The sequence below is a fragment of the Kitasatospora sp. NPDC058492 genome, assembly GCF_042720685.1.
Lineage (GTDB): Bacteria > Actinomycetota > Actinomycetes > Streptomycetales > Streptomycetaceae > Kitasatospora.
On sequence record NZ_JBHXMU010000039.1, the window covers coordinates 12,705 to 38,273 of the forward strand.

The 25,569-nt window shown below is 74.3% G+C and carries 25 protein-coding genes; 9 read left to right on the plus strand and 16 right to left on the minus strand.

Features of this window, described 5'->3' with window-relative positions; translation table 11 throughout:
- Positions 1-56 precede the first annotated feature (56 nt).
- The gene (locus ACFWPI_RS24385) at positions 57-659 is read left to right on the plus strand and encodes a CGNR zinc finger domain-containing protein (RefSeq protein ID WP_380371786.1); all 603 of its coding nucleotides are present in this window, start codon (positions 57-59) and stop codon (positions 657-659) included.
- Between the two features lie 3 nt (positions 660-662).
- Positions 663-941 (plus strand): DUF6896 domain-containing protein, encoded by a 279-nt coding sequence (locus tag ACFWPI_RS24390; RefSeq protein WP_380371935.1) that lies wholly within the window; start codon positions 663-665, stop codon positions 939-941.
- A gap of 196 nt (positions 942-1,137) precedes the next feature.
- Here ACFWPI_RS24390 and ACFWPI_RS24395 read toward each other — a convergent pair whose 3' ends face one another.
- The gene (locus tag ACFWPI_RS24395) at positions 1,138-1,629 is read right to left on the minus strand and encodes a hypothetical protein (protein WP_063350434.1); all 492 of its coding nucleotides are present in this window, start codon (positions 1,627-1,629) and stop codon (positions 1,138-1,140) included.
- A 330-nt stretch (positions 1,630-1,959) separates the two neighbouring features.
- A complete protein-coding gene (locus tag ACFWPI_RS24400) occupies positions 1,960-3,300 on the minus strand; it encodes a GH1 family beta-glucosidase (RefSeq protein WP_380371789.1) in 1,341 nt (446 codons plus the stop codon).
- Positions 3,301-3,510: 210 nt separating this feature from the next.
- Here ACFWPI_RS24400 and ACFWPI_RS24405 point away from each other — a divergent pair, with 210 nt between their 5' ends.
- Positions 3,511-3,735 carry a hypothetical protein gene (locus ACFWPI_RS24405; RefSeq protein WP_363377142.1) on the plus strand — a complete coding sequence of 75 codons (225 nt, stop codon included), beginning with the start codon at positions 3,511-3,513 and terminating at the stop codon, positions 3,733-3,735.
- Positions 3,736-3,900: 165 nt separating this feature from the next.
- Here the strand turns inward: ACFWPI_RS24405 and ACFWPI_RS24410 are convergent, their stop codons facing one another.
- From ACFWPI_RS24410 to ACFWPI_RS24420, 3 genes are read right to left on the minus strand one after another with little or no spacing between them, the layout of a single operon-like run.
- Positions 3,901-5,298 (minus strand): NAD(P)/FAD-dependent oxidoreductase, encoded by a 1,398-nt coding sequence (locus ACFWPI_RS24410; RefSeq protein ID WP_063350413.1) that lies wholly within the window; start codon positions 5,296-5,298, stop codon positions 3,901-3,903.
- Entirely contained in the window at positions 5,295-6,701 is a 1,407-nt protein-coding gene (locus ACFWPI_RS24415) for a cytochrome P450 (RefSeq protein WP_380371794.1), read from the minus strand. Before ACFWPI_RS24415 ends, ACFWPI_RS24410 begins: the two co-directional genes overlap by 4 nt.
- Complete coding sequence (locus ACFWPI_RS24420; protein WP_380371797.1) at positions 6,698-7,879, minus strand: terpene synthase family protein; 1,182 nt, start codon at positions 7,877-7,879, stop codon at positions 6,698-6,700. The genes ACFWPI_RS24415 and ACFWPI_RS24420 overlap by 4 nt, the downstream gene beginning before the upstream one ends.
- A gap of 262 nt (positions 7,880-8,141) precedes the next feature.
- Between ACFWPI_RS24420 and cpt the strand changes: the two genes are divergently transcribed.
- Complete coding sequence (cpt, locus tag ACFWPI_RS24425) at positions 8,142-8,708, plus strand: chloramphenicol phosphotransferase CPT (RefSeq protein WP_380371799.1); 567 nt, start codon at positions 8,142-8,144, stop codon at positions 8,706-8,708.
- Positions 8,709-8,796: 88 nt separating this feature from the next.
- On the opposite strand, the gene ACFWPI_RS24430 is transcribed toward cpt, so the two are convergent.
- From ACFWPI_RS24430 to ACFWPI_RS24460, 7 genes are all read right to left on the minus strand, one after another.
- On the minus strand, positions 8,797-9,561 hold the full coding sequence (locus tag ACFWPI_RS24430) for a class I SAM-dependent methyltransferase (protein ID WP_380371802.1): 765 nt from the start codon (positions 9,559-9,561) through the stop codon (positions 8,797-8,799).
- Positions 9,562-9,564: 3 nt separating this feature from the next.
- Positions 9,565-10,335 (minus strand): SDR family oxidoreductase, encoded by a 771-nt coding sequence (locus ACFWPI_RS24435; protein ID WP_380371805.1) that lies wholly within the window; start codon positions 10,333-10,335, stop codon positions 9,565-9,567.
- A complete protein-coding gene (locus ACFWPI_RS24440; protein WP_380371807.1) occupies positions 10,332-11,192 on the minus strand; it encodes a TauD/TfdA family dioxygenase in 861 nt (286 codons plus the stop codon). Before ACFWPI_RS24440 ends, ACFWPI_RS24435 begins: the two co-directional genes overlap by 4 nt.
- An 18-nt stretch (positions 11,193-11,210) precedes the next feature.
- Complete coding sequence (locus tag ACFWPI_RS24445; protein WP_380371810.1) at positions 11,211-12,485, minus strand: aspartate aminotransferase family protein; 1,275 nt, start codon at positions 12,483-12,485, stop codon at positions 11,211-11,213.
- Positions 12,486-12,613: 128 nt separating this feature from the next.
- The gene (locus tag ACFWPI_RS24450) at positions 12,614-16,960 is read right to left on the minus strand and encodes an amino acid adenylation domain-containing protein (RefSeq protein ID WP_380371812.1); all 4,347 of its coding nucleotides are present in this window, start codon (positions 16,958-16,960) and stop codon (positions 12,614-12,616) included.
- Positions 16,957-17,547 carry a DUF6309 family protein gene (locus tag ACFWPI_RS24455; protein WP_380371815.1) on the minus strand — a complete coding sequence of 197 codons (591 nt, stop codon included), beginning with the start codon at positions 17,545-17,547 and terminating at the stop codon, positions 16,957-16,959. The genes ACFWPI_RS24450 and ACFWPI_RS24455 overlap by 4 nt, the downstream gene beginning before the upstream one ends.
- A 94-nt stretch (positions 17,548-17,641) precedes the next feature.
- Entirely contained in the window at positions 17,642-18,439 is a 798-nt protein-coding gene (locus ACFWPI_RS24460) for a phytanoyl-CoA dioxygenase (protein WP_363377132.1), read from the minus strand.
- 369 nt (positions 18,440-18,808) lie between these two features.
- Between ACFWPI_RS24460 and ACFWPI_RS24465 the strand changes: the two genes are divergently transcribed.
- The 3 genes from ACFWPI_RS24465 (at position 18,809) to ACFWPI_RS24475 (ending at position 20,057) form a co-directional block, all read left to right on the plus strand.
- Complete coding sequence (locus ACFWPI_RS24465) at positions 18,809-19,486, plus strand: TetR/AcrR family transcriptional regulator (RefSeq protein ID WP_380371818.1); 678 nt, start codon at positions 18,809-18,811, stop codon at positions 19,484-19,486.
- 140 nt (positions 19,487-19,626) lie between these two features.
- Positions 19,627-19,821 (plus strand): DUF1918 domain-containing protein, encoded by a 195-nt coding sequence (locus tag ACFWPI_RS24470; RefSeq protein WP_380371821.1) that lies wholly within the window; start codon positions 19,627-19,629, stop codon positions 19,819-19,821.
- Positions 19,822-19,871: 50 nt separating this feature from the next.
- Positions 19,872-20,057, plus strand: a complete 186-nt coding sequence (locus tag ACFWPI_RS24475) for a hypothetical protein (RefSeq protein ID WP_380371824.1) — start codon at positions 19,872-19,874, stop codon at positions 20,055-20,057.
- Positions 20,058-20,112: 55 nt separating this feature from the next.
- Here the strand turns inward: ACFWPI_RS24475 and ACFWPI_RS24480 are convergent, their stop codons facing one another.
- Complete coding sequence (locus ACFWPI_RS24480) at positions 20,113-20,853, minus strand: PIG-L deacetylase family protein (protein ID WP_380371826.1); 741 nt, start codon at positions 20,851-20,853, stop codon at positions 20,113-20,115.
- A 200-nt stretch (positions 20,854-21,053) separates the two neighbouring features.
- On the opposite strand from ACFWPI_RS24480, the gene ACFWPI_RS24485 reads away from it, so the two are divergent.
- Both ACFWPI_RS24485 and ACFWPI_RS24490 read left to right on the plus strand, forming a co-directional pair.
- Positions 21,054-22,076: an MDR family NADP-dependent oxidoreductase gene (locus ACFWPI_RS24485; protein WP_380371828.1), complete on the plus strand. Its 1,023-nt coding sequence runs from the start codon at positions 21,054-21,056 to the stop codon at positions 22,074-22,076.
- A gap of 18 nt (positions 22,077-22,094) precedes the next feature.
- Entirely contained in the window at positions 22,095-22,481 is a 387-nt protein-coding gene (locus tag ACFWPI_RS24490) for a MerR family transcriptional regulator (RefSeq protein WP_380371831.1), read from the plus strand.
- 84 nt (positions 22,482-22,565) lie between these two features.
- Here ACFWPI_RS24490 and ACFWPI_RS24495 read toward each other — a convergent pair whose 3' ends face one another.
- The 3 genes from ACFWPI_RS24495 to ACFWPI_RS24505 are packed head-to-tail and all read right to left on the minus strand — an operon-like array spanning position 22,566 to position 25,554.
- The gene (locus tag ACFWPI_RS24495; protein ID WP_380371834.1) at positions 22,566-23,795 is read right to left on the minus strand and encodes an MFS transporter; all 1,230 of its coding nucleotides are present in this window, start codon (positions 23,793-23,795) and stop codon (positions 22,566-22,568) included.
- Positions 23,796-23,800: 5 nt separating this feature from the next.
- Complete coding sequence (locus ACFWPI_RS24500) at positions 23,801-24,415, minus strand: GNAT family N-acetyltransferase (protein ID WP_380371836.1); 615 nt, start codon at positions 24,413-24,415, stop codon at positions 23,801-23,803.
- The gene (locus tag ACFWPI_RS24505; protein ID WP_380371938.1) at positions 24,412-25,554 is read right to left on the minus strand and encodes a type III PLP-dependent enzyme; all 1,143 of its coding nucleotides are present in this window, start codon (positions 25,552-25,554) and stop codon (positions 24,412-24,414) included. The genes ACFWPI_RS24500 and ACFWPI_RS24505 overlap by 4 nt, the downstream gene beginning before the upstream one ends.
- Positions 25,555-25,569 lie beyond the last annotated feature (15 nt).

The window sequence follows — 25,569 nt, forward strand, 5'->3', positions numbered from 1 at the left end:
GGACTTTGAAGCTAGCCGCTTGCCCGGAACCATGTCAACCGCATAAAGTGGTGGACATGGACGACAGCCGCGAGGGGCGCCAGCGCGCCAAGGCCGACTTCCGCTTCGACGACGCGCGGCTGTGCTTCGCCTTCGCCGGCACCCTGGCCGACCGCGGCGCGGACACGCCCTTCGAACGGCTCGCCCGGCCCGAGGACTTGAGCCGCTGGGCCGTCGAAAGCGACTGCACGACAGCGCCGCCGCCCTGCACCGAGGCCGACCTCGGCCGCGCCAGGCAGCTGCGTGAGGCGATCCAGCGGACCGGCCGCGCCCTGGCGGACGCCACGCCGCCCTCGCCCGAGGACATCGCGCTCGTCAACCGCGCCGCCGCCGAGCCCCCCTCGACACCCGAACTCGCCCCCGACGCGACCACCGTGCGCTGGCACGGCGACGCACTCGCGGCAGTGCTCTCGATGGTCGCCCGGGATCTGATCGCCCTCTGCGCATCGGAGCACCGCACCCGCGTCCGCATCTGCGGGAACCCCGACTGCGGCGCCCCCTTCGTCGACACCTCCCGCGCGGGCGCCCGCCGCTGGTGCTCGATGAAGACCTGCGGCGCCCTCGTCAAAAAACGCGCCTACCGGGCCAGGCAACAGACACCCGCCGACGGCGCCCGGTAGCGCATCGCCGCGCGCGGCGAAATCGGCACCTACTCCTACCAGGTCCACGGAGCAGGCTGCCTCTTCATCAGCGACAACGGCACCGAGATCGACGTGGACTTCGCAGCCGACGGCAGGGAGATCTTCGATCTCTGGCGGCTGCGCCGCTATGGCCGGAGTTTGCCCGCGCCTCACCACCCCACGGAGCAGGACCTGCGGTCCGCAGTGGAGTCGCTGAAACCACCGCTGGTCGAGGTGCGGCCAGGGTGGTTCAGCGTGGCCGAGGTCAAGACTTCAGCGTGAGACCGGCGCGGTCGACGACGAGCCCGCCATTCAGCGACTGATCACGAGGTCGTAGGTCGCGGGGCCACGAACCCCCGTGCTCGCGATTGCTTCGGATTCCTGGGGTATCGCTCTCACTACTGGCTCGTTCTGAGTAGGTGTTCGGGCCGCGGTACACGCGGACGGATCATGCGGCCGACCGCGCTGACGTCGAGAGTCAGGAGGGCCCGGTCTCTTCTGTCCCCGCCATCCCGCTCGCCTCTGCGATTCCCTCGACCGTCGCGCGGTCGCTCGCCCGCCGGCCCTCAGCGGCGTCAAGCCGGTCGCGCATTTCCCGCAGTCGGGCCGGGTCGGAGGCGACCTCCAGCGGTACGAGCGACATGACCTCCTTGGCCCACTCCCCGTCGCCGAGGTCGGCCACCACACGGTCGGCGCGGTCCTCGTGTCCGGGTGTCAGGGCGCCGATCAGGCCGAGGAGAACGAGCAGTTCGCGCTGCACCGCAGGTGTGAACAGCTCCCGCTCCTCGTCGTCCAGCTTCACCGCGATCCGCCCACCGCCGAGCTCGGCATAGCCGCGCAGGACGTCCATCAGAAGCTTGAACTGCCGCTCGGGCATCAGGACCTGGAGCGACTCGACGTAGAGCTTCAGTCGCAGCGCCGGCAGTTCCGAGGGGTTCGCATCGCCGTCCTCGTGCTCGCTGTCCGCCATCCGGGCCCTCCCTGGTGTGTCGGTCGACCGGCATCCTCACCGTTCGTAGTCACCCGATGGCACGGGTGGTGAGGACAAGTGACGGCGCGCGGAGGCGGGCGGAGTTCCCATTGCCGTCAAGGATCAGACGATACTCGGAGCCGGGACGGGCGCGATCGACGGGCCGGGGGCCGCCGCGGCCCCCGGCCGAACCGCTGGCGAAGACCGTCCGACCTATCGGACACCCTGTCATCACCGCCGAGCGCGGGGTACTCGGCTACGGGTTCGCATTTCGCCAGTCGCTTCCTTCCCAGTCGCGATCCTGACTCGCACCCCTCGCGCAGCTCGCAACTAACGTCCAAATTTCGCATGATGACTGGCGATCAGGTCGCGGTACCAGGTGTAGGAGGCCTTCGGGGTGCGTTGCTGGGTCTCGAAGTCGACGTGGACGAGGCCGAAGCGCTGGTGGTAGCCCTCGGCCCACTCGTAGTTGTCGAGGAGGGACCAGGTGTAGTAGCCGCGGATGTCGAGGCCTTCGGCGGTGGCGGCGGCGAGGGCGTCGAGGTGGGCGGACATGAAGTCGATGCGGGGTTGGTCGGGGGTGGTGGACTCGGTGACGGAGCAGCCGTTCTCGGTGATGGTGATGGGTGGGAGGGCTTTGCCGTACGAGTCCCGTAGGTGGACGAGGAGTTGGGTGAGCGCGGAGGGGACGACGGGCCAGCCGAAGGCGGTGTGGGGGACGTCGGGGATGTCGACGAGGGTGAAGGGGAGGCCCGGTTCGGTGGGGGCGGCGATGCGGGTGGGGTTGTAGAAGTTGAGGCCGAGGCCGTCGAGGCCGGGGGTGTGGATGAGGTCGGTGTCGCCGGGGTGGAGGGCGCCGTAGAGGTCGTCGGGGACGCCGAGGGCGGAGAGGTCGGGGTAGCGGCCGAGGAGGACGGGGTCGGTGAACAGGCGGTTGTGCAGGGCGTCGTAGGCCTCGGCGGCGGCGAGGTCGGCGTCGGAGGAGGTGGCCGGCTGGACCGGGGTGAGGTTGTTGGAGAGCATCACCTCCAGGCCGCGGTCGTGGAGCAGGGACGCGGCCAGGCCGTGGGCGAGGAGTTGGTGGTGGGCGGCCGGGAGGGCCTCCAGCATCAGGGTGCGGCCGGGGGCGTGGGTGCCGAGGGCGTAGCCGAAGACGGTGTGGACGAAGGGCTCGTTGAGGGTGATCCAGGCGGGGACGCGGTCGCCGAGGCGGTCGGCCACGACGGTGGCGTACTCGGCGAAGCGGTAGGCGGTGTCGCGGTTCAGCCAGCCGCCGTTGTCTTCCAGGGCCTGCGGGAGGTCCCAGTGGAAGAGGGTGGGGAGCGGGGTGATGCCCGACTCCAACAACGCGTCCACCAGGCGGTCGTAGAAGGCGAGTCCGGCGGGGTTGACGGTGCTCGCGCCGGTGGGGAGCACGCGGGGCCAGGAGATGGAGAAGCGGTAGCCGTCCAGCCCGAGGTCCTTCATCAGCGCGATGTCCTCGGGGTACCGGTGGTAGTGGTCGCAGGCCACCGCACCCGTGTGGCCGTCGCGGACGGCGCCGGGGCGGGCGGCGAAGACGTCCCAGACGGAGGGCCCGCGGCCGTCCTCCGTCACCGCCCCCTCGATCTGGTAGGCGGCGGTGGCGGCGCCCCAGCGGAACCCCGTCGGCAGGTCGTAGCGGTCCGGCATGACTGCCTCCTGACGTGAACGTGAGGGGAACTCATGTTACTGGCGCGACACCGAAACGCCAGGGGCAACCGGCCACCACCACAAGGGAACAGCCGCCACCCGCACGCCCCGACCGTCCGCACGCCATCCCACCGGGCCCCGTCCGGTGGCCGACCGCCGGGGAGGGGGGTTGCATGGGGTGACCGGGCCCCAGCGATTCGGGAGGCTACCGTGTACGAGATGTGGGCCGAGCACGACCCGGCGGTGTCACCGCCGGCCGTGGTGTGGCACGTGGTGACGAAGAACGACTCGTCGACGTCCCTGTGCGGACGCTTCCTCGAACCCGCCCAGCGCGTCGCGCCGGCTGCGGGCGTCGAGGAGTCGGCGGGCCCGGACCGTTACTGCGATCCATGCCTGATCACCGTTCGCGAGGCCATGGCCGCGGCGGCTCGGTGACCGAAGCCGTCAGGTCGCCCTGGGGTCCACCTGAGGACGGACCTCAGGCCTGTCCGACCGATCTTGGTGGGACAGGACCTGGGCGTTCGAGGGCGGCTTCGACGGCAACGGCGTGAACAGGATTGCGGGAACGGGAGGTTGGGCGGTTCCGGCCGTCCGGGCCGGTCAGTAGGGCCCGGCCAGTGCGGCCACCCCCGGGAAGCGGGCGATCGCCTGGCCGGCGGTCGGCGGGTGGGCGCGCCGGGGTCGCAGTGCGCCGAGGGCCACCGCGGGTCTGGCCAGCCGGGCGGGTCTGGCGGCGAGGGAGAACACCTCGAAGTAGGCGGCCGAGACGGCGGGGTCGGTGAGGGCTGCGCCCAGCACCCGGCGGGTGTACCAGCGGGTGAACACGGCGGCGGGCCCGGCAGCGGTGGCGGGGTGGCTCGAAAGCGCGTCCGGGAAGCCCTCGTCCTGGTCCTTGGCCATGTCCCAGGGCGTGTCGACGACCCTGGCGATCCGCCGCTGGATCAGTGCGCTCACCCCCGGGTGCAGGCCTTCGCTGTCGACGGCGGCGCGGATGGCGGCGGCACACTGGGCGGCGACTGTCATGCCGTGCCCGTACACCGGGTTCAGCGCCGCCACCGCGTCGCCGGTGGCGGCGAACCCGGCCAGCTGGCCGCCCTCGTAGCACTCGTAGCGGCGCCGGCGGTTCAGCGTCCCGTGGCAGGTGCGGATCGGGCCGAGCGGGCGGGCGGCGCGGGCGAGGTCGTGGACGACCGGGTGGTCCAGCGCCTTCAGGAAGTCGTGGAACTCCCGCTCGCCCCGCGCGGGTTCGCCGCCACGGGTGCCGGAGAGCGTGACGATCCAGCGCCCGTCCTCGATCGGGATGATGGTGGCGCCCCGACCGGGCCGGCCGCGCCCCGGGACGGGCACGATGCTCACCACCGGGAAGCCCTCGTTTCCGCCCGGCGTCTCGAACACCCGGGCGGCGTAGGCGAGTCCGGCGTCCACCGTCTCCTCGCACAGTCCCTCGACCCCCAGGGCGCGCAGCCACTCCGGGGCGCGGGAACGGCGGCCGGTCGCGTCGACGACCAGGTCGGCCCGCAGGGTCTCCCGCGAGCCGTCCGGGTTCTCGATGTGGACCCCGACGATCCGGCCCGGGCCGCCCACCAGACCGAGGACGGAGGTGCGTTCGCGGACCGTCACGTTCGCCTGCTCGCGCAGCCGCCGCCGGACGACGTGGTCGAGCAGGTGCCGGCTGCACGCGATCAGGTAGGCCGGCGAGTCGAAGCCCTGGAGCCAGCCCGGCCCGAGGCGCATCAGCAGGCCGGCGGGGATCGAGCGGTAGTGGGCGCCGGCGGCGAGCAGGGCGTCGAGCGTTCCGGGCAGGACCTCCTCGACGGCGTCCGCGCCGCCGCCGAGCAGGATGTGGCTGAACTCGCCCTGCGGCAGGCCCCGGCGCGGGCCGGGCAGGACGGGCAGGACGTCCTGTTCGAGAACGGTGACGCTCCGGGCGTGCGGCGCCAGGGCGGCGGCGGCCAGCGTGCCGGCCAGGCCGCCGCCGAGGACGAGGGCCGTGCTCACCCGGCGGCCCCGGTGCGGACGAGGCCGTCACGGCGGGTCGCGCGCATCCACACCGGGCCGGGGCGCAGCGTGGCGAGCGGCAGTTCGCGGACGGTCCGGCCTGGGACGTGCTCCAGGTGCCAGGCCTGCATGATCGTGGCGAGCAGCAGGACGGACTCGGTCATGCCGAACTGCTCGCCGACGCAGCGGCGCGGTCCCGCGCCGAAGCCGATGAACGGGCCGCGCTGCGGGTGGACGCCCACCCACCGCTCGGGGTCGAAGCGGTCGGGCTCGGGGAACAGGGCGGGCTGGCGGTGGAGCAGGTAGGGGCTGTAGATGACCGAGGTGCCCTCGGGCAGGCGGTGCGCGCCGAGTTCGGTGTCGGTGGTGGTGACGCGGGTGAGCAGCCAGCCCGGGGAGTACAGCCGGACGGCCTCGCGGACGACCCGGGTGGTGAGCTCCAGCCCGTCCACGCTCGCCGACGTGCCGTCCACGCTCGCTGACGCGCCGGCCGCCGTGGTGGCGTCGGCCTCGGCCACGTCCGCCTCGGCTACGTTCACCCCGGTCGCGTCCACGCGGGCCGCGTCCACCTCGGCCCGGACCCGGTCGGCGATGTCCGGGTGCTGGGCGAGCAGGTGCAGGGCCCACACGGTGGAGTTGGCGATGGTGTCGAAGCCGGCGGCGAAGATCGTCATCACCTGGTCGGTGACCTCCGCGTTGGAGAGCGCCTGCCCGCCCGCGTCGGCGGCCACCAGCGTCGACACCAGGTCGCCCCGGTCCTCCGGATCCGCGCGGTAGGCGGTGACGACCTCGTCGACCAGGCGCACCAGCCGGGTGCGGGCGGCGTCGTAGCGGCGGTTGGCCGGCAGCGGGATCCGGTTGAGCCGGTGGGGCAGCAGCATGCGCCGGTAGGAGCCGCCGATGAGCAGGACGAAGTCGTCGACGGTCTCCTGGAGGCCGGTGAACGGCAGCCGGGTGAACAGGGTCGAGACCAGGCTGCGCCCGGCGGCCAGACTCAACTCGGCGGTGATGTCGACCTCCTGCCCGTCGCTCCAGGACCCGGCCAGCCGTCGGGCCTCCCGGGCCATCACCTCCGTGTACCGCGCGATCCGGTCGGCGCGGAAGGCGGGCTGGACGTAGCGGCGCTGGCGGCGGTGGTCGGCGTGGGGGCAGGTCACCAGGCCGTTGCCGGCGAAGTCGCGGACCCGTTCGAACAGGAACCCGCCCTTGTCGAAGACCCGGTCCTCGCGCAGGACGTGCCGGGTCAGCTCCAGGTCGCAGACCACCACCGCCGAGACCGGCCCCAGTCTGATCTGGACGAGGCCGCCGTACCGGGGCAGGGAACGCAGGAACGCCAGCGGGTCGCGCAGGAACGGCACCAGGTGCCCGAGCAGCGGCAGACCGCCGGGCGGACGGGGGATCATCGCGGTGACTCCGTACGGTAGCGGGCGGCCGTCGCCGTCCAGTGGATGAGCGCGCGGGTGAAGCGGACCAGCCCGAGGGCGAAGGCCCGGACCTCGCCGGGCGACGACGGGTCGCGGGCGATGCCGTCCGCCAGGAACTCCAGCGTCGTCGACTCGGCCTCGCACAGCGCCCCGAGCCGGTCCGACGCCTCTTGGGGGGCCAGGCCCTCGTGGACGGTGAACGAGCGCAGCAGGTTCTTGCCGTTCCCGGCCGCGGACTCCCCCTCGGCGGAGTAGAGGTCGTTGACCCAGCAGACGACGTGGTTGAAGCGCATCAGCAGGTCCGCCACCCTCGGGTGCCGGAACACCTCGTCGGCGAGGTCCAGGCCGTGGGCGAGTTCGATCCAACCCGCCGCGCACGACACGGCGCCGTCCTGGTCCCGTCGGCGCAGGTACTCGGGGACGGTCTGCACGGCGCCGGCCCCGAGGTCGTGGAAGGGGGTGTCGCGGAAGGGCGCGTCGCGGAAGGCGGTGTCGCGGAAGGCGGTGTCGCGGAAGGCGGTGTCGCGGAGCGAGGCCTCGTCGAGGTAGCCGAGCGAGGTGTCCAGGTACGCGCGGAAGTACGCCGCGTAGCGCGCCCGCCACTGCGGCGGCGTCAGCTCGACCGTCTCCCGCCACAGCACCGCGAACGCCTCGACGAGTGCGTCGCCGGGCGGCTCGATGCCATCCCAGCCGCCGTCCGAGGCACCATCCAGGCCACCGCCCGGAACGCCGTCCGGAACGCCGTCCGAGCCGCCGCCCGGAACGCTGTCCGAGTCGACGCCCGAACCGCCGTCCAGGACGTCCGTGAGCGCCCGGACGGTCCGCCGGGCCGCCGTGACGGGCCGGCCGATCCACTGGTCGTCGAAGCGGTCGTCGAGGATCCAGGTGAGCACCAGCCATTTCGCCGCCGCGACCAGCCGCGGCCCCCGGGGGACGTCGCCCCACGCCTCCGCCACCAGGTCCAGGTGGCCCTGTGCCAGGAACCCTTGGACGTCACCGCCGAGCACCCCGCTCGCCACCAGCCACGCCCCGACGTCGCGGCGGAGGGCGCCGGCCTCGCCGTGCGGCGCCGGTCTGGCGACTCCCGCGAGGAGGTCCGGGCCTCCGGGGTGCTCGGCGGCGAGGCCACACATGCCGCGGTACGACGAAACGCCCATGCCCGTGCTCCCCCTCGCTCACCACCTCCGACCGGCCGGTCGGAGAAGGACCAGTCTGGCCAGCCACCGCGACTGTTCAAAGCGCAACCATCGCTTTTCCCCCGCACGAGTGATCGCGCCGTCACCACGTCGACACGGACCGTGACCGTTCCCCGCGTGCCGCCCGGCCCCTCCCGGCACGCCCCACCCGGCCGCGGCCAGGCTCTCGCCGGGCGTCCGATATCCGGTTGGGACATGGCACCGGGATCGCTACGGTGGCGGGATGGCGACTCAGGTGATTGTGCTGAACGGTGGTTCCAGCTCGGGCAAGTCCGGGATTGCCCGGTGTCTTCAGGCGGTGCTGCCGGAGCCCTGGCTGACGGTCGGGGTCGACACCCTGATCGAGGCGATGCCCGCGTCCCTGCACGATACGGACGGGGGCATCGGTTTCGCGGCCGACGGCGGGGTGAGCGTCGGGTCGAAGTTCCAGGCCTTGCAGGCGGCGTGGATCGCGGGGGTCGCGACCATGGCGGGGGCGGGCGCGCGGGTGATCGTCGACGAGGTCTTCCTCGGCCGGGCGGAGTCCCAACTCCGGTGGGAGAAGGCTCTCGTGGGACTGGACGTGCTGTGGGTCGGGGTCCGCTGCGAGGCGGCGGTGGCCACCGGCCGGGAGCTCGCCCGGGGGAACCGGATCCTGGGGATGGCCGCTTCGCAGGCGGAATTGGTCCACCAGGGCGTGCGCTACGACCTGGAGGTGGACACCTCGCGCACCGAGTCGCTGGAGTGCGCGCGGAGGATTGCCGCCCACCTCGAAGGCGACGCCGCCGGATCCGCCCCCGTCGGCGGGTGACCCGGGGCCTGGCCCGGGGCCTGGCCCTGGACCTGGCCGACGCAGACTCGGCGTCGGTCAGGCCCAGGGCTGAGACTCGGGCCTGAGGTCAGGGGTTCTCCCGGTGCCGCCACCGCACCGGGTCGGCGGCGCCCGGCACCAACGCATCGGCTCCTGGCGCCCCGGCCCGCGCCAGCGGCCGGTAGTCGGCGCACGACAGCACGAGCAACTCGTTGTCCCCGGGCTGGAATTCGTAGTCCACCCGCTCCACGTGGCTCGGGATCCCGAGGGCGTCCAGGTGGTGGCGCAGCCCGTCCAGCTCCCCGTAGCGGACGCCGGTGTCGTACACCATGACCGGGAAGAGCCGGACTTCGCGGCGGGCGATCCGGGCGAGTTCCAGGAGGGCCGCCAGGTGGAAGTCCCCGTCCAGCCGGTTGCCGTAGGAGAAGAGCAGGTGCGAGCTGAGGACCAGGTCGAAGGAGTCGTCGGCGAACGGGAGTTCGGGCAGCGAGCCGGCGACGTAGCGGTCCGGGCGGGCGGCGATGTCGGCCTGGAAGTCACGGGCATTGGCGATCCACTGCCGGGTGAGGCGATCGGGGTCGCCGTACCACGTCCAGACGAAGTCCGATGCCTCCCTGACCAGTTGGTCGCGCTTGTGCCGGGTCTCCCGTTCGACGAGGACGCCGAGGTCCTCCCGGTGGTGGGCGTACTCGCGGTCGACGGCCACCGCGTCGATGCCGCGCCGGCCGGCCTCGGCCGTGAAGGCGGCCGCGCCGCCCGGGCAGTCCAGGATGCGCCGGCCGGGGGCGAGGTCGAGGTCGGTGAGCGCGAACATCGCGCGGTACTCGTCGAAGGAACGTGCGCTGACCAGCACGGTTCAGCCCCTCCCGATGTACGGCATGGTGGTGGGCAGGACGGTCAGGGACTGGACGTTGGTGTCCGGCGGCATCGAGGCCATCAGCAGGACGGCCTCGGTGAAGCGTTCCACCGGGATGGTCGCCTCGACCGCCATCGTGCCGTCCGCCTGCATGGCGGCGGGCTGCGGGCCGCCGTCGACCGGGGTGACGTTGCCGACGTCGATCTGGCCGACCGCGATGCCGTGCGCGCGGCCGTCCAGGGAGAGCACCTTGGTGAGGCCGAGGACGGCGTGCTTGGCGGCCGTGTAGGCGATGGAGTTGGGCCGCGGGACGTGGGCGGACGGCGCGCCGTTGTTGATGATGCGCCCGCCCTGCGGGGACTGGGCGCTCATCACCCGGAAGGCCTCGCGGGCGCAGAGGAAGCCGCCGGTGACGATGGTGTCCAGGACGCGGTTCCAGTCCTCGAACGGGGTCTCGGTGATGGGTCGGCGCGGGGCGGCGGCGCCGGCGTTGTTGAACAGCAGGTCGACCCGGCCGAAGCGGTCGCGGACGGCGTCGAACAGGGCCGCGACCTCCTCCGGTTGGCGGATGTCGGTCGGGACGGCCAGCACCCGGGCGGGGTCGACGTCCGCGAGGGCGATGGTCTCCTGGAGGGCGTCCTTGCGCCGCCCGGCCAGTGCGACGGACCAGCCGGCGCCCAGCAGCGCCAGGGACACGGCCCGGCCGAGCCCGCTGCCGCCGCCGGTGACGACGGCGGTCCGCCCGTGCGGTGTCTGCGTACTCCCGGTCACATGTCCTCCGTGTTCATCCAGACCCGCAGCATCCGCCGGGAGTTGGGCGCCGGCTCGTCCACGTAGGCCGAACGCCCGTGCAGGACCCGGCTGTTGCGGATGATCAGCAGGTCTCCGGCGGCCATCGGGAGGCCGAAGGCGATCTCGGGCCGGTAGAGCACCTCGTCGAGCACGCCGAGCGCGTCCCACTGGCGGTCCGTCAGCGGCGGGCCGCCGCGGTCGGGGGACGAGCGGACGGTGCGCGTCTGGTAGTAGCAGGCGATGGTCCCGTCCTTCTGGGTGTAGAGGATCGGGGAGACCACGACCTGGGGCCCGGCCCGTCCGGTCCGGTCGAAGGTCCACTCCTCGGTGAGGGTGGCGAGGGCGTCCGGCCGCTCCCGCTTGATCAGGTCGTAGACGTGCCGCGCGCTCGCCAGCTTGGTCAACCCCCCACCGTTGTGGGCGGGTTGGATGCAGAGCAGGACGAGCAGGTCGCAGGTGTCGCAGTGGAAGCCGAGTTCGGTGTTGCCGTCGCCGTCCTGGTCGCGCAGCACCTGGGTGAGGTCGCCGCGCCCGTTCTGCGGGACGATCTCGCCGAAGTCCCGCAGCAGGAAGGACAAGGCGGCCGCGACCTCCTCCTCCGGGGCGCTCGGATCCATCAGCCCCACGACGTGGGCGACGCCGACGGAGCGGGCGCCGCCCTGGACGAGCGCGCGCAGCTTCGCCCGGACCGGCTCGGCCGCACCCCACCGCTCGGCCCGCGCGTCCGCCCAGAGCAGTTGTCGCTCCCCCTCGTCGAGCGGGAGCGACCACTGCTCCCGCCGAGCCTCCAGCTCCTCGCTGCTCCAGCCGATCTCGGACACCGTGTCGTCGTACATGTGCGGAACCACTCCTCTCTACCGCTGGGCGGCGGCCGCCGCCACCGCCTTGGACCAGAGCGCCAGCGCCTCGTCGACCTGCCCGGCCGTGACGGTCAGCGCCGGGATCATCCTGACCACGTTCAGGTGGACGCCGCAGATCAGCAGCAGCAGGCCGAGGTCGGCCGCCGCCTGCTGGGCGCGCTTGGCGGTGTCCGGGTCCGGGGAGCCGTCCGGGTGGCAGAACTCGTTGCCGATCATCAGCCCGAGGCCCCGGACGTCGGCGACGCCCGGCGCTCCGGCGGCCACCGCCCGCAGGCCGTCCAGCAGCCGCGACCCCTGCTCGGCGGCGTTGTCGACCAGTTGCTCGTCCCGGATGACGTCCAGCGTGGCCAGCGCGGCGGCGCAGGCGACCGGGTTGCCGCCGTAGGTGCCGCCCTGCGAGCCGGGCCAGGCCCGCCGCATCAGGTCGGTCGGCGCGGCGATCGCGGACAGCGGGAAGCCGCTGGCCAGGCCCTTGGCGGTGATCAGGACGTCGGGCACCACGCCGTCGTGGTGCAGGTGGGCCCAGAACCGGCCGGTGCGGCCGAAGCCGGTCTGGATCTCGTCGACGACCAGCAGGATGCCGTGCCGGTCCGCGCGCTCGCGCAGCCCGGCGAGGAACCCGGCGGGCGCGGGCACGTAGCCGCCCTCGCCGAGGACCGGTTCGACGAACATGGCGGCGGTCTCGGCGGGGGCGCTGACGGTCGCGAGCACCTGGTCGAGCCCGCGCAGGGCGTGCTCCACGGCCTGCGCCTCGCTCAGCCCGAGGCTCAGGCCGAGCCGGAAGGCGTCGGGGAACGGCGCCACCGCGACACCGGGCATCACCGGGCCGATGCCCGCGCGGAAGCGGCTGCCGGCCGTGGTGAGCGCGGCCGCGCCCATGGTGCGGCCGTGGAAGGAGCCCTCGAAGACGATCACGTTCTGCCGGCCGGTGGCGTGCCGGGCGAGCCGCAGCGCCGCCTCCACCGCCTCGGTGCCGGCGGTGGCGTAGAACAGCGAGTCCAGGCCGGGCGGCAGCACCTCGCCGAGCCGCTCGGTGAGGGTGAGCAGGGGGTCGTGCAGCACGGTGGTGTACTGGCCGTGGATCAGCCGGCCGGCCTGCTCGCGCACCGCCTCGACCACGCGCGGGTGGCAGTGGCCGGTGCTGGTCACCCCCACGCCGGAGGTGAAGTCGAGGTAGCGGCGGCCGTCGGCGTCGAAGAGGTGGAGCCCTTCGCCGCGGGTGGCGACGACGGGGGTGGCCTGCTTGAGCACCGGGGACAGCTGGGACACGAGGTCCGCCTTCCATGGGTCTGGGGGTACGGGTCGGTGGGGGCGCGGCTCACGGGGCGCAGCTCACGGGGCGCCGGCGCGGCGGACGGATCGGTACGGCGGACGGGGGTCAGTGCGGCGGACGGGGGTCAGTGCGGCGGCGCGACGGGCGGCAGGTAGCCGGCCTCGGCGGCCCGGGTGAGCGCGGCCGACCACCACTGCGGGGTGGGCTCGGCGAACCGGACGCCCAGCCGGTCCAGCACGGAGGTGGTGTACGCGCGGTCCACGAGGACGTTGCGCTCCTCCTGGAGGGACCACGCGGCGGCCAGCCCCGCCGCCGTCGGGTGGTCGCGTTCGGCCCGGGCGATCGCCGCCGCGAAGGCCTCGTCGTCGGTGAGCCGGACGGGGTGGCCATGGCCGGCGAGCCAGCGGACGAGTTCGTCGTGCGGCGTCTCGTGCGGGCTCTCGACGTGGTAGGCGCCGGGCGCGGCGTACGGGTCCAGCGCGATCGCGGCGATCCCGGCGGCCACGGTGTCGACGTAGGAGAACGCGTAGGTGGTGCGCGGCCGGCGCGGGGCGGCGCCGGCCAGCAGGTAGCCGCGGATCAGCTGGTAGATCCGGTTGTCGCCGATGTTGGCCTGGAAGGCGCCGGTCCGGCTGTGCGCCGCGATGTGGCCGCTGCGGTACAGGTAGGCGGCTCGCCCGGTGGCCGCCCAGGCGCGGACGGTCTGCTCGGCGGCGAACTTGGTCCGCTCGTACGGGGTGCGAAAGTGCTGGCCGATCCGCAGGTCGGCCTCGCTGAAGCGGCGGGGCGGGCCGTCCACGCCGCCCGCGACGGCGAGCGTGGAGACGTGGTGGACGCGGGCCGCCGGGGCGTGCTCGTCGATCCAGCCGAGCAGCCGCCGCACCGCGGTGTGGTTGGTCCGCTCCAGGTCGTCGGGCGAGGCCACCAGCCGGACGTCCGCGGCGGCGTGCACGACGAGCTGCGCGCACCGGGCCCACGCCAGTCCGGCCGGGGACAGGCCCAGCCCCTCCCGGTCGATGTCCCCGGCGACGACCTGGATCCGGCCGTCGTCTGCACCCGCGCCCGCGCCGACGCCCAACCGTCGGACCGCGCCGGCGTCGTGCTCGGCCCGGACCAGGCAGGTGACGTGGGCGCCCCGCTGGACGAAGGCGTCGAGCAGGTGCCGCCCCAGGTAGCCGGTGGCGCCGGTGAGCAGCACCCGGGCGGGTTCGCGCACCGTGGTGCGGGCCGCCGGTACGGCGGGTGCCCGGGTGCCGGGGTGGAGCAGCTGGCCGGAGGTCGACAGCGGCGCCCGGACGGGCCGGGCGGCGGTACCGGCACCGACACCAGCCTCGGCACCGGCACCGGCACCGGCCTCGGTGGCCACCGTCCCGGCGAACGCGGCGACGATCCGCTCGGCGGCGGGGTGCGGCAGGCCGGGCCACCCGTACACCAGGTCGGCGACCAGCCGGTTCTCCACGATGCGGGCGGTGAGCCGCAGGTCGTACAGCGGGTCTCCGCCGGTGCAACGGGCCACTCCGGCCTGCTCGTCCGCGACGGTCCAGTCCAGTGCGGGCTCGTCGGGCAGCCGGAAGGTGCCGAGGAAGTTGAACCCGGCGGCGGGGCGGGTGCCGGGCGCGTCCATCGCCTGGACGGGGGCCTCGCGCAGGCGCTGCGCGGCCCCCTCGGGGCCGGCCGACGCCTCGACCACCAGCCGCTTGACGGCGGTGAACCAGCCGACGGTGTCCAGGAATTCGCCCGGATCACCGGCGGTGTCCCGGCCGTGGGTCTCCACCTCGACGGGCAGCCGCGGGTGGCCGCTCCAGCCGGTCACGGCGTCGGCGAAGGCGGCCAGCAGGAAGGCCTCCAGGCCCGTCCCGCCGCCGTGGCGGCCGACCAGCCGGGCGGTGCCGTCCTCGTCGAGCGTCCAGCCGACGGCCGCCGGCTGCGCGCGGACCACGGATTCCGGCGCGGACGCCGGAGAAGCGGATTCCGGCGCCGGCGGCGGCGGCGCGGCGGCGGCCCACTGGTAGAAGTCCGGGGTCGGCGGCAGGTCGGCCGGCTTCTGGTCGAGCACCGCCCGGTAGGCGTGGGCGAGGTCGTCCAGCAGGATGCGCCAGGACAGCCCGTCGACCACCAGGTGGTGCGCGATCAGGGCGAGCCGGTCGTCGGTGCCGGGCGGGCCGGTGAACAGGTGGGCGCGCAGCAGCCGGCCGGCCAACGGGTCGAGGCTGCGGTGGAGTTCGGTGCAGACCCCGGCGACGGTCTCGGCGATCGGGGCCGTCCCGCGCGGGATCCGGGAGAAGGACAGCGGGTCGAGGTCGGCCACCGGCCGGGGTGCGCCGTAGCCCTCCGGCGAGACGGGCCGCCGCAGCGCCGGGTGGCGGTCCAGGACGGCCGCGAGGGCGGCCGAGAGCGCGGCCGGGTCGACGGCCGTCCGGCAGCGCAGCAGGACGGACTGGTTCCAGTGCCGCAGGTCGTCGACGGACTTCTGGCGGTACAACCACCGCTGGGCAGGGGCGAGTCGACTCCCCCGGTCGCCGCTTCCGGCCCGCCCGGCCGGAGCGGCGGCCGGAACCGGAACGGCTGCGGCGGCCGCGGCCAGGCCGTGCGCGGTCGGGTGCCGGTAGAAGTCGTCGTAGTGGACGCGCAGGCCCGACCGGCGCAGGAAGGCGACGGTGCGCATGGCGAGGATGGAGTCCCCGCCGAGGTCCAGCACGTCGGTGTGCGGCCCGACCCCGGGCAGGCCCAGTGCGGCCGCCCAGAACCCGGCGATCGACCGGGCCAGCGCGTCCCCGTCCGACGGCGGCCCCGACTCCGCCCGGGCCTCGACCAGTTCGGCGACCAGCTCGGCCAGCCGCTCCCGGTCGAGCTTGCCGTTCGGCCCGACCGGGAACTCCGGCAGGGCCAGGATCGGCTGCGGCACGGAGTAGCCGGGCAGCCGGTCGCGCAGGTAGGGGCCGATCCCGGCCAGCCCGGCGCCGTCGGCCGACAACCGTACGGCGGCCAGGAGTTGGTTCCCCACGGCGGTCTCCCGGACCAGCACCGCGGACCGGGAGACGCCCGGGAAGTCGTCCATCGCCCGCTCGATCTCGGCGAGGTCGACCCGGTAGCCCCGGATCTTGACCTGGCGGTCCACCCGACCGAGGAAGACCAGACTCCCGTCCGCCCGGCGGCGGCACAAGTCGCCGGTGCGGTACATGCGTTCACCGTCGTGGCGGACGAAGCCGCGCGCCGTCTCGGCGGGCCGGCCGAAGTAGCCGGCGCTGACGCCCCGGCCGCCGATCAGCAGCTCCCCCACCGCACCGTCGGGCACCGGCCGCCCGTCGCCGTCCAGCAGGGCGAGCCGCACCTCGCCGATCCCGGTGCCGATCGGGACGGTCGGCTCCTCGGCCGGCAGCTGGCGGGCGGTGGCGGCGAGGAAGCAGGTGGCGCCGACGGTCGTCTCGGTCGGGCCGTAGTGGTTGACCAGCCGGGCGGTGACACCGGTGTCGAGCAGGGCGGCCGCGAGCGGGCGCGGCAGCGCCTCACCGCCGAGCAGCACGGTGTGCAGGGGCGGGGCGTCGCCGGGCCGGCCCTCCAGCAGGACGGTCAGGTGCGAGGGGGTGGTCTTCAGCACGGACACCCCGGCGCGCCGCAGCGATGCCCAGAACGCCTCCGGGTCGCGCACCTCGCCGTCCGGCACCACGTGCACCGAACCGCCGACCGCGAGGGCCAGCAGCCAGGCGGTGTGGCCGAGGTCGGCGGCCAGCGTGGTGACGTGCGCGACGCACGGGGCGTCGGCCTCGGTGAAAGCCAGCCGGTCGGCCAGCGCCCGCGCGTAGTGCACCGCGTTGGCGTGGGTGACGGCCACCGCCTTGGGCTCACCGCTCGACCCCGAGGTGAAGGACAGGTACGCGGGGTCCTCGGCCGTACCGAGCATCAGCTCCTCGGCCCCGCAGAGCATGAGGTCACCGGCCCTGCCGGGCATGAGGCCACCGGTCATACCTGGCGCGCTGCCCGGCGCGTCGGGCAGGCCCTCGGGCCCGGCCAGCCGGTCGACGTCCACCACCTCGGCCGGATGGCCCTCCGGCCCGGGGAAGGCCGCCTCGGTGCTGAGCACCCGGCCGATCCGGACGGCCGCCAGCCGCCGGGCGAGGTCGGCCGCCGACCAGTCCGGGTCGGCCATCACCGCCGCCGCGCCCGAGCGCAGCACGCCGTGCAGCAGCACCAGCATGCGGGCGTCCCGGGGCCCGAGCAGGGCGACCCGGTCGCCCGGGCCGGTGCCGGACGCGGCCAGCCGGGCCGCGATCCGGCCCGCCGCGGCGTCGAGGGTGCGGTAGTCGAGGGTGCGGTCGCCGTCGGTCAGGGCGGTCCGGTCCGGGTGCTCCCGGGCGAGCCGTAACAGGAACCCGGACAGCGACCGGGCGGACGACGCGGCCTGACTGGACGGCGTGGGCGGCGTGGACGATGCGGACGGCGTGGACCGGACGTGCTGCGTCGCGAAGGTCACTCCGGCTCGCCTCCCGTCCGGGCCGCCCGCCCGGCGCGGACCGTCCCGGCCGCGTGCGGGTCCACGAGCCGGGGGTCACCCGCGAGGAACGCGTCCAGGCGGGGCCGGTCGGGCAGGCGTCCGGCCAGCTCCCAGGCCAGCATGCGGTGCAGGCCGTCGATGTGGATCAGTCCCTCCCGGACCAGCAGGTCCGTGTAGTCGGAGTGGTCGACCGCGCCGGTGCTCAGGTAGACCGGGGTGAACGGGGCCCACCGCAGCAACCGGAGCTTGGCGGCGCAGACCGGGTTCGCGGCCGACCAGGCGGCCTCGTCGGAGCGGATGCGCACGGCCGCCTCGGCCACCGTCAGGCCGGAGCGGGGCACGAGTTCGCGCGCGCCGCCCTCGCTCAGGTGCCAGGGCAGGACGACGCCGAGGACGTCCGAGCGCGAGAGCCGGACGCGCCACCAGCCGCCGGGGATCCGGCCGGCGCGTTCGACGTTCTCCTCGCCGTCCCGGTTGCTGTTCGCCTCGTGGGTGCGCTCCACCGGGTGGTCCCGCAGGTAGGCGTGGTGGACCTCGGCGTAGGCGACGGCGGTGACGATCTCCACGCGGTGCTCCTCAGACAGTTCCGATCAGGCTGTTCCGATCAGACGGTTCTCGCCAGACAGCTCTCGTCAGACAGTTCTCGCCGGACAGTTCCGGTCAGGCGGTTCCGACGTACTCGGTGAAGTGCCGTTCCGCGAACAGCTCCGGCCACCGGCCCTCCGCCAGGCCGAGTTCACGGGCCCGGGCGAGCATCAGCCGCCAGTGCGGCTTCACCGGGCGCCAGCGCGCCCCCACCTGGCAGTAGGACGCGTCGATGAAGTACCGGGGCCTGCCCGGGCCGTCCGGCGCCGGTCTGCGGGTGTGGAACAGCGCCGAGTTGAGCAGCACCGTGGAGCCGGGCGGCAGCCGGTCGATGACCACCTCGCCGGGCAGTTCGGCGGTGCCGTGGTGGGCGTACGCCGTCTTCCCGACGGTACGACGGTGCGAGCCGGGCAGGACGGCCAGGCTGCCGACCTTCTCGTCCAGGCCGCCGAGGTAGTGCAGCGCGTGGACCATCAGCAGCGACGGGTCGGCGCGGTCGTTGGGCTCGCAGTCGTGGTGCCAGGCCTTGCCGGGGATCCCCGGGGCCTGGCGGTCGCTGTGCAGGTGGTGGAAGACGAAGGACGGCCCCATCAGACCGGACAGCGTCCGCAACAGCGGTGGGTGGGTGAGGAGTTCGCCGTGGGCCGGCAGTTCCAGCTCCAGCACCGGGGGCGGGCCGTGCCGGGCGGGGTCGGTGCAGGCGGCGATCGAGCGGGCCCGTAGGCCCTCGTCCACCCAGCGGTCCACCTCGGGGGCGAGCCTGGCCCCGAGCGGCTCCGGCACCAGGCCGGGCAGGACCAGGTATCCGGACTCCAGGAACTGGCGGTGTTGCTCGGTGTCTAGGGCCTTACGCCCTCCGGAAGTCTGCGTCACCGAACCGGCCCCCTCCTTCCGGATGACGGGTCGCACAGTCGGGCACGGCGGATCGGACCTGAACAGGTTCGGGTTCTATGAAACGCACGGGATCATCCAGACCTCGGGTGGCGCCGGGTTCGTCCGTCGTCGCCACAGCTGACACACGTTCACCACGAAAGGGCACGAGTTGATCACGCAAGGTAGTCCGCTGAGGAGTATGAACCGTTGATCGTGTCCACCACAAGACCACCGCCGACTCCTGGACACCTTCCCGCCACCGTGACGTTCAGCTCCAGCCACCAATCGACCCGTTCCCCACCCGAAACTCCGGACCCATTGCGCCCCGGTGATTCGCCGCTGGCACAGCGGATGCGGCACAGTGACGTCATGAGCGGCGACACCAGGAGTCACGAGAGCGCCGGGCGGGGCCCCGTGACCAGGCGCCGTCCGGTCCAGCAGCGCAGCCAGGAGCGGTACGGCCGGATCCTCGACGCCTGCGCCGGGCTGCTCGACGAGGTCGGCGCCACCGCGCTCACCACCAAGGAGGTCGCCCAGCGCGCCCAAGTGCCGATCGGCACCCTGTACCAGTTCTTCGCCGGCAAGGAGGACCTGCTGGCCGCCCTCGCCGGCCGCAACCTCGACCGCTACCTCCAGCGGCTCGACCACCGGCTGGCGACCGCCGCGCCCCTCGGCCCGGCCGGGTTCACCGACCTCGCGGTGGAGGAGTTCGTCGCGATGAAACGCGCGGTGCCCGGCTTCGGCCAGCTCGACTTCGGCCTCGCCGACGCGACCGCCCCCGCCGGGCTGCGGGACGACCGGCACCTGCTCGACCCGGGCGTGGACAACAACACCGCCGTCGCGCTGCGCCTCCAGGCGCTCGGCGGCGAGGTGTTCGCCACCGGCGACCCGGCGGCGCTCACCCTCGCCCTGCGGGTCGCCCTGGAGGCCGCCGACGCGGTGCTCAAGCTGGCCTTCCGCGGTGATCCGCAGGGCGATCCGGCGCTGATCGCCGAGTGCAAGCGGCTGGTCCGCGGCTACCTCGCGGAGCAGCCGCCCGCCCGCTGAGACCGGTCCCCGCACGCCCCTCGGGTCCCGCCCCGCTCCCGCGTCCCGCCCGCCCGCGCCGTTGCGAGCCCGCCGCCGCCGCAGCACAGTGGAAGGCGGAACGGCCGCAGAGGCGGCCGCCACGACCCGAGGAGCAGACCATGCACGCAGCGGTAGGTGACCAGCTCCACATCCACAGCAGGTCGGTGGGCATGACGGACCAGAAGGGCGAGATCGTCGAGGTGCGCGGCACCGACGGCGAACCGCCGTTCATGGTCCGTTTCGAGGACGGCCACGAGGGCCTGGTCTACCCCGGCCCCGACTGCGCCATCGAGCACCGCCCGGCGGACCGCTGACCGACTCCCCCGCCGCCCCGCCCCCCACCCGGGCGAGGTGGTGAGCAGCGGTGTCCGCCCCCACGGCCCCGCTGCCCGGAACGCTCGCCGGGCTCGCCGGGCTCGCGCCACTGCTGGACCACTACGGGTACCTCGCGGTGGCGCTGCTCGTGCTGCTCGACAACTGCGGCATCCCGGTGCCCGGGCAGACCGCCTTGGTGCTCGCCTCCGTGTACGCCGGCACCGACACCGGGTAACCGGGCAGCCAGGCCGCGCAGCCGGGCAGCCGGCCCATCCGGGTGGCCGCGCGGCTCAGCGCAGCGGGAACACCTCGAACGACGCCGCGAACCGCACCCCGAGCCGGCCGCCCGCTCCCCGCCCGGCCCCCTCCAGGAACTCGCGCGCGTCCGCCATCGCCCCGCCCAGCCCGGCCAGGTACGCCTTGTGCTCCTCCAGCGAGGCCACGCCCAGGTCGAAGTGCTCGGTGGTGTCCACCGCGTGACCCGACTCCGGCGAGGCCGCCGCCCACACCTGTCGGACGCCGTTCCACGGCTCGTGGCCCTCGGCCAGCAGCTCCCGGAACACCCACCGGTTGCCGGCGTCCCGAGCCGCGTCCAGGGCGGCCCGCCCGACCGCGATGTGGTCGGCCTGGTTGGGGACGGTCCCGCCGTAGGTCTCCCGGAAGTTGCTGGTGATCACGATGTCCGGCCGGTACCGGCGCACCGCCCGGGCGATGTCGCGGCGCAGCGGCAGCCCGTACTCCACCGTCCCGTCCGGGTGCCCGAGGAACTCGACCACGTCGACGCCGACCACCCGCGCCGAGGCGATCTGTTCCGCCTCCCGCAGCGGCCCGCACTCCTCGGGGTTCATCGAGTCGATCCCGGCCTCGCCGCTGGTGACCATCACGTAGACGACCTTCTTGCCCTGCGACGTCCACCGCGCGACGGCCGCGGCGGCGCCGTACTCCATGTCGTCCGGGTGGGCGACGACGGCCAGCGCGGTCTGCCAGTCCTCGTCGACGGGCTGGTAGGGCTCGACGGCCTGCTCACTCATGGTGCTCGTCCCTCTCGGTGCGGCTCACAGTCACATGGTCATACGGTCGTTCCGCAGGCGACTCTAGAAGACCCCCACACCCACACCCCGTCGGACACCCTCCCGGGCCGGCCGGGTTGCCCCTGACGCACGGGTCAGGGGTTAGCGTCCGGGCACCCGCGGCGGATCGGCCGCCGCGTCGGTTCTGGAGGAGTGCTGCGATGACGCTGCCCACGACGGCCCGGGTCGTCCGGTTGGTCACCGAGCCGGGCGGGTTGCCCGGGCCCGGGGACTTCGCGGTGGTGGAGGAGCCGTTGCCGGCGCCGGGGACGGGCGAGGTGGTCGTCCGCAATCGGGCCTTCCTGGTCTTCCCGGGCCTGCGCACGCTGATCGGGGGCGAGCTCACGGGGGCGCCGTTGCCGGCGATCGGGCCCGGGGACGCGCTGTACGGGCCGGCCCTCGGGGAGGTGCTGGCCGCTCCGGCGGGCGGGCCCCTCCGACCGGGCGACCTGGTCACCCACCTGCGGGGGTGGCGGGACCTCGTGGTCGCGGACGCCGCAGGGTTCACCCCGGTCGACCCGGGGTTCCCGGACCCGGTGGCGCTGCTCTCCCCCGGCACGGCCGCCTACGGCGGGCTGACCCGCAGCGCCGGGGTGCGCCCGGGGGACGTGGTGCTGGTGACCGGCGCGGCGGGCGCGGTCGGCACGCTGGCCGGGCAGGTCGCCCGGCTGCTGGGCGCCTCCCGGGTGATCGGCACCACCGGCTCCCCCGCCAAGGCGAAGCGGCTCACCGCCGAACTCGGCTACGACGCGGTACTGGTGCGCGGCGAGCGGCCGTTCGCCGCGCAGCTGGCCGAGGCCGCGCCGGAGGGCGTCGACGTGCTGCTGGACCTGGTCGGCGGGGAGCAGCTGACGGCCGCCGTCGACGCGGCCCGGCCGGGGGCCCGGTTCGCCCTGGTCGGCGCGCTGTCCGGGCAGTTGGCGCCGGAGCGGCGGGGCGGCAGTTCGCCGGCTCTGGTGGACAGCTTCCGGGTGATCATGCTGGGCCTGACCCTGCGCGGCTTCACCGGCGTGGACCAACCGGACCTGGAGGCCGAGTGGCGGCAGCGGTTCGGCGGCTGGCTGCGCACCGGCGAGATCGTCTTCCCGTCGACGCGGGTGGCGGGCATCGACCAGGCGCCGCAGGCGTTGCGGAGGTTGTTCGACGGGGACACCTTCGGGGCGACGATCGTCGACCTCGCATAGCACCGAGGAGGAACGGCCATGCGGATCGGGGACGCGGCGGCAGCGGCGGGCACCACGCCCAGGGCACTGCGCTTCTACGAGCAGCGGGGGCTGCTGCCGCCGCCGGCCCGGTCCGCCTCGGGCCAGCGCGAGTACGGGCCGACCGAGGTCGCCCGGGTGCGGGCGATCCGCCGGCTGCTGGCCGTCGGGCTGACCGTCGACGACCTGGCCAGCCGCCCGCACCGCCTGGACCTGCTCACCGAGGAGCCGCCGCGCCGCTGCTCGGACTCCCCCGGTCTGGAGACCTTCGCCCCGGTGGTCACCGCCCGGCTCGCCGCCCTGGACGCCGAGATCGCCCGGCTGACCGCCCTGCGCGAGCGCCTCGCCCGGCACGTCGCCGCCGGGGGCGCGGACCTGCCGGGCTGACCTGGTCCACCGTCCGGAACGCGGCTCGCCCGGAACGCCGCGACGGGGGAGGCGCGACGTTCCGGGCGAGGTCTGCGGGGGGAGCTAGCCGGCGTCCGGGGCGAGTCGGCCGTCGAGGGGCTCAGGGTGGGGCTCCGGGGCGGGCCAGCCGATCCGGGTGGCGCAGAGCGAGACGACCGCGGCGGAGACGGCGACGGCGGCCATGCCCCACACCAGGCTGGTGGCGTCGGCGATGAAGCCGATCACGGCGGGCCCGGCGAGCAGCCCGGTGGTGCCCATCGCGGCGACCAGGGAGAGCGCGTCCGAGCCCTGGCGGGCCGCGGCGACGTAGACGCACGGGGTGACCGCCGCGACGCCGAGGCCGACGCAGGCGAAGCCGATCAGGGTCGGCACGACGCCGCCGACGAGCAGGGCGAGGGCCAGTCCGGCGCCGGCCAGCAGGCTGCCGGTCCGCACGATCCGGCCGTCGCCGAAGCGGGTGCGCCAGCCGTCCGCGAAGATCCGGGCGAGCACCATCATCACCGAGACGACGGCGATGCCCAGCGGGGCGAGCCCGGCACCGGCGTTCACGACGTCCTTGAGGTAGAGCGCGGACCAGTCGTTCATGGCGCCCTCGGTGACGGTGCCGAACACCATCGCCAGGCCCATCCAGAGGGTCGCCGCGGCCGGGAGGACGAAGCGGCGGCGGTCCTTCTTCGCGGCCGACGCCTGCTCCTGGTCCGGCCCGTCCTGCGCCGCGGCCGGCGCGTCGTCCGTGAGCAGACCGGGCCGGGCGACCACGACCAGCACCGCGAGCAGCGCGGCGGCGAGCCCGAAGTGCACGGCGAGCGTGCCGGTGAAGGCGGTGACGCCGGAGGCGAGCAGCGCGGCGAGCAGCGAGCCGGCGCTGAAGGTGGCGTGCAGGCGGGACATGGTGGTCCGCGCGTAGCGGGCTTCCAGCGCCGCGCCCTGGGCGTTCATCGCGACGTTCAGGCAGCCCACGGCGACGCCGTCGCAGAACAGCACCAGCAGGGTGAGCGGGTAGTCGGGCACCACGGACAGGGCGACCAGGACGACGCCGAGGGCGAGCGCTGAGAGCACGGACAGCAGGCGGGAGCCGAACCGCCGCATCAGCACCGCGACCAGCGGGAAGGACACCGCCGCGCCGACCCCGCAGGTCATCAGCAGCAGGCCGATCTGGGCCTCGCCGAGGTCGAGCCGGGCCTTCAGCGCGGGGATCCGGGAGACCCAGGTCGCGTACTGGAATCCGAGCAGGAAGAACAGTGCGGCGATGGCCAGTTGGGACCGGCGGAAGTCGTCGCGAACGGGGGACATGTGCATCAGCCCACTTCGGCTCTGGGTGGGAACCCGAGGGACGGGTCGGTGGAGGGGGTCAACGACTGCACGACGGCAGCGACGGCGGTCGGGGCCGGGGCGGCGGCCGCGACCGAGGCGGCGGCCGGGCTCAGCGGCATCGCCATGTAGAGCGCCTCGGGGCCGTAGCTCCCGGGCAGTCCGATCTCGGGGCGGGCGCGGTAGCCCAGCGGGGCCCACACCACCTGCGAGCCGCGGACGGCGACCAGGGACATGGTGCGGTAGCCGCGGGCCCGGGCGGTCTCCTCCAGGCCGCGCAGCATCCGGTGGGCCAGGCCGCGGCCGCGCAGGTCCTCGGCGACGACCAGGTCGTGGAGGTGCATGTTGGTCGCGCGGACGCCGCCGGCCTCGGCCCGGCTGAGGTCGGGGCACTGGAACAGCGGGTAGGGCAGGGCCAGCAGGTAGCCGCCGAGGCCGCCGGCGTGCTCCAGGACGAAGCAGGTGTCGGGCGAGGCGCGGTGGCGGGAGCGCAGCGCCTCGCGGCCTTCGGACAGGCCGCTGGCGGCGTAGGCGCGTTCCTCCAGTGCGACGACGCCGTCCCAGTCCTCCTCCTGGAGCAGCCGGATGCGCAGGTCGGTCATCTGCCGCTGTCTCCGTCCGGGCCGCCGGCTCCGCCGATGCAGGTGTAGGGCAGCGGCTCGAAGCCGTTGAACCCCTGGGTGGTGTAGGCGGTGGCGTAGGCGCCGCAGGAGTGGATCCAGACCGGTTCGCCGGAGGCGATCGCACGCGGGACGCGGACCAGGCCGTCCTCCTGGGCGTACGCGTCGTCGCTGTCGCAGGTCGGGCCGGCGACGACGGCGTTGACGAACTGGCCGCCGGGGTGGGTGGGGAATTCGAGCCGGTACTGGAGCTCGTCCATCTCGTACAGGCCGTTGAACTTGCCGCAGCTCAGGAAGAGCCAGTCCTCGCGGGTGCCGTCGAGCTGGTGCCGGGAGGAGAGCCGGGCGACGTGGGCGCGGATGGCGCCGTGGTCGGCGACGAGGTGCCGGCCGGGCTCCAGCAGGAACTCCAGCGGCGCGGCGTTGACGGTGCGCAGCCGGTCCATGCCCTCGCGGATGACCGCGAACATCTTGTCCAGCGGCGGGTCGAGGGGGCGGCCGTGCCGGTCCAGGACGCCGAGGGCGGGCAGGCCGCCGCCGAGGTTGATCCGCTGCGGGGTGATGCCGCGCCAGTTGAGCGCCTCCAGGACGGCGGCGAGCGAGTCCACGGCGGCGCCCCAGGCTTCGGCGGTCATCTGCTGGGAGCCGACGTGCACGGAGAGTCCGGACGGGGTGAGGCCGGCCGAGCGGGCGGCGTCCAGGACGCGCAGGGCGTCCTCGGGCGAGCAGCCGAACTTGCGGCTCAGGCCCCACAGGGCGCCGTCGCCCGAGGTGGCGACCCGGCAGAACACCCGGGAGCCGGGGGCGTGTTCGGCGATGGCGGCGACGTCCTCCAGGCTGTCGGTGGCGAAGTCGCGCACGCCCAGCCGGTAGGCCTCGGCGATGTTGCGGTCGGACTTGATGGTGTTGCCGTAGTGGATGCGGTCGGGGCTCACCCCGGTGCGCAGGGCCTGGGCGATCTCCTGGGGGCTGGCCGCGTCGAAGCCGGAGCCGAGGGCGGCGAGGCGGCCGAGCACCTCGTCCACCGGGCAGGCCTTCATGGCGAACCGGACGGTGACGTCGGGAAGTTCGCCGATCAGGTCGGTGTACTGGCGCTCGATGCCGTCGAGGTCGTAGATGATCCGGTCGTCGGTGGC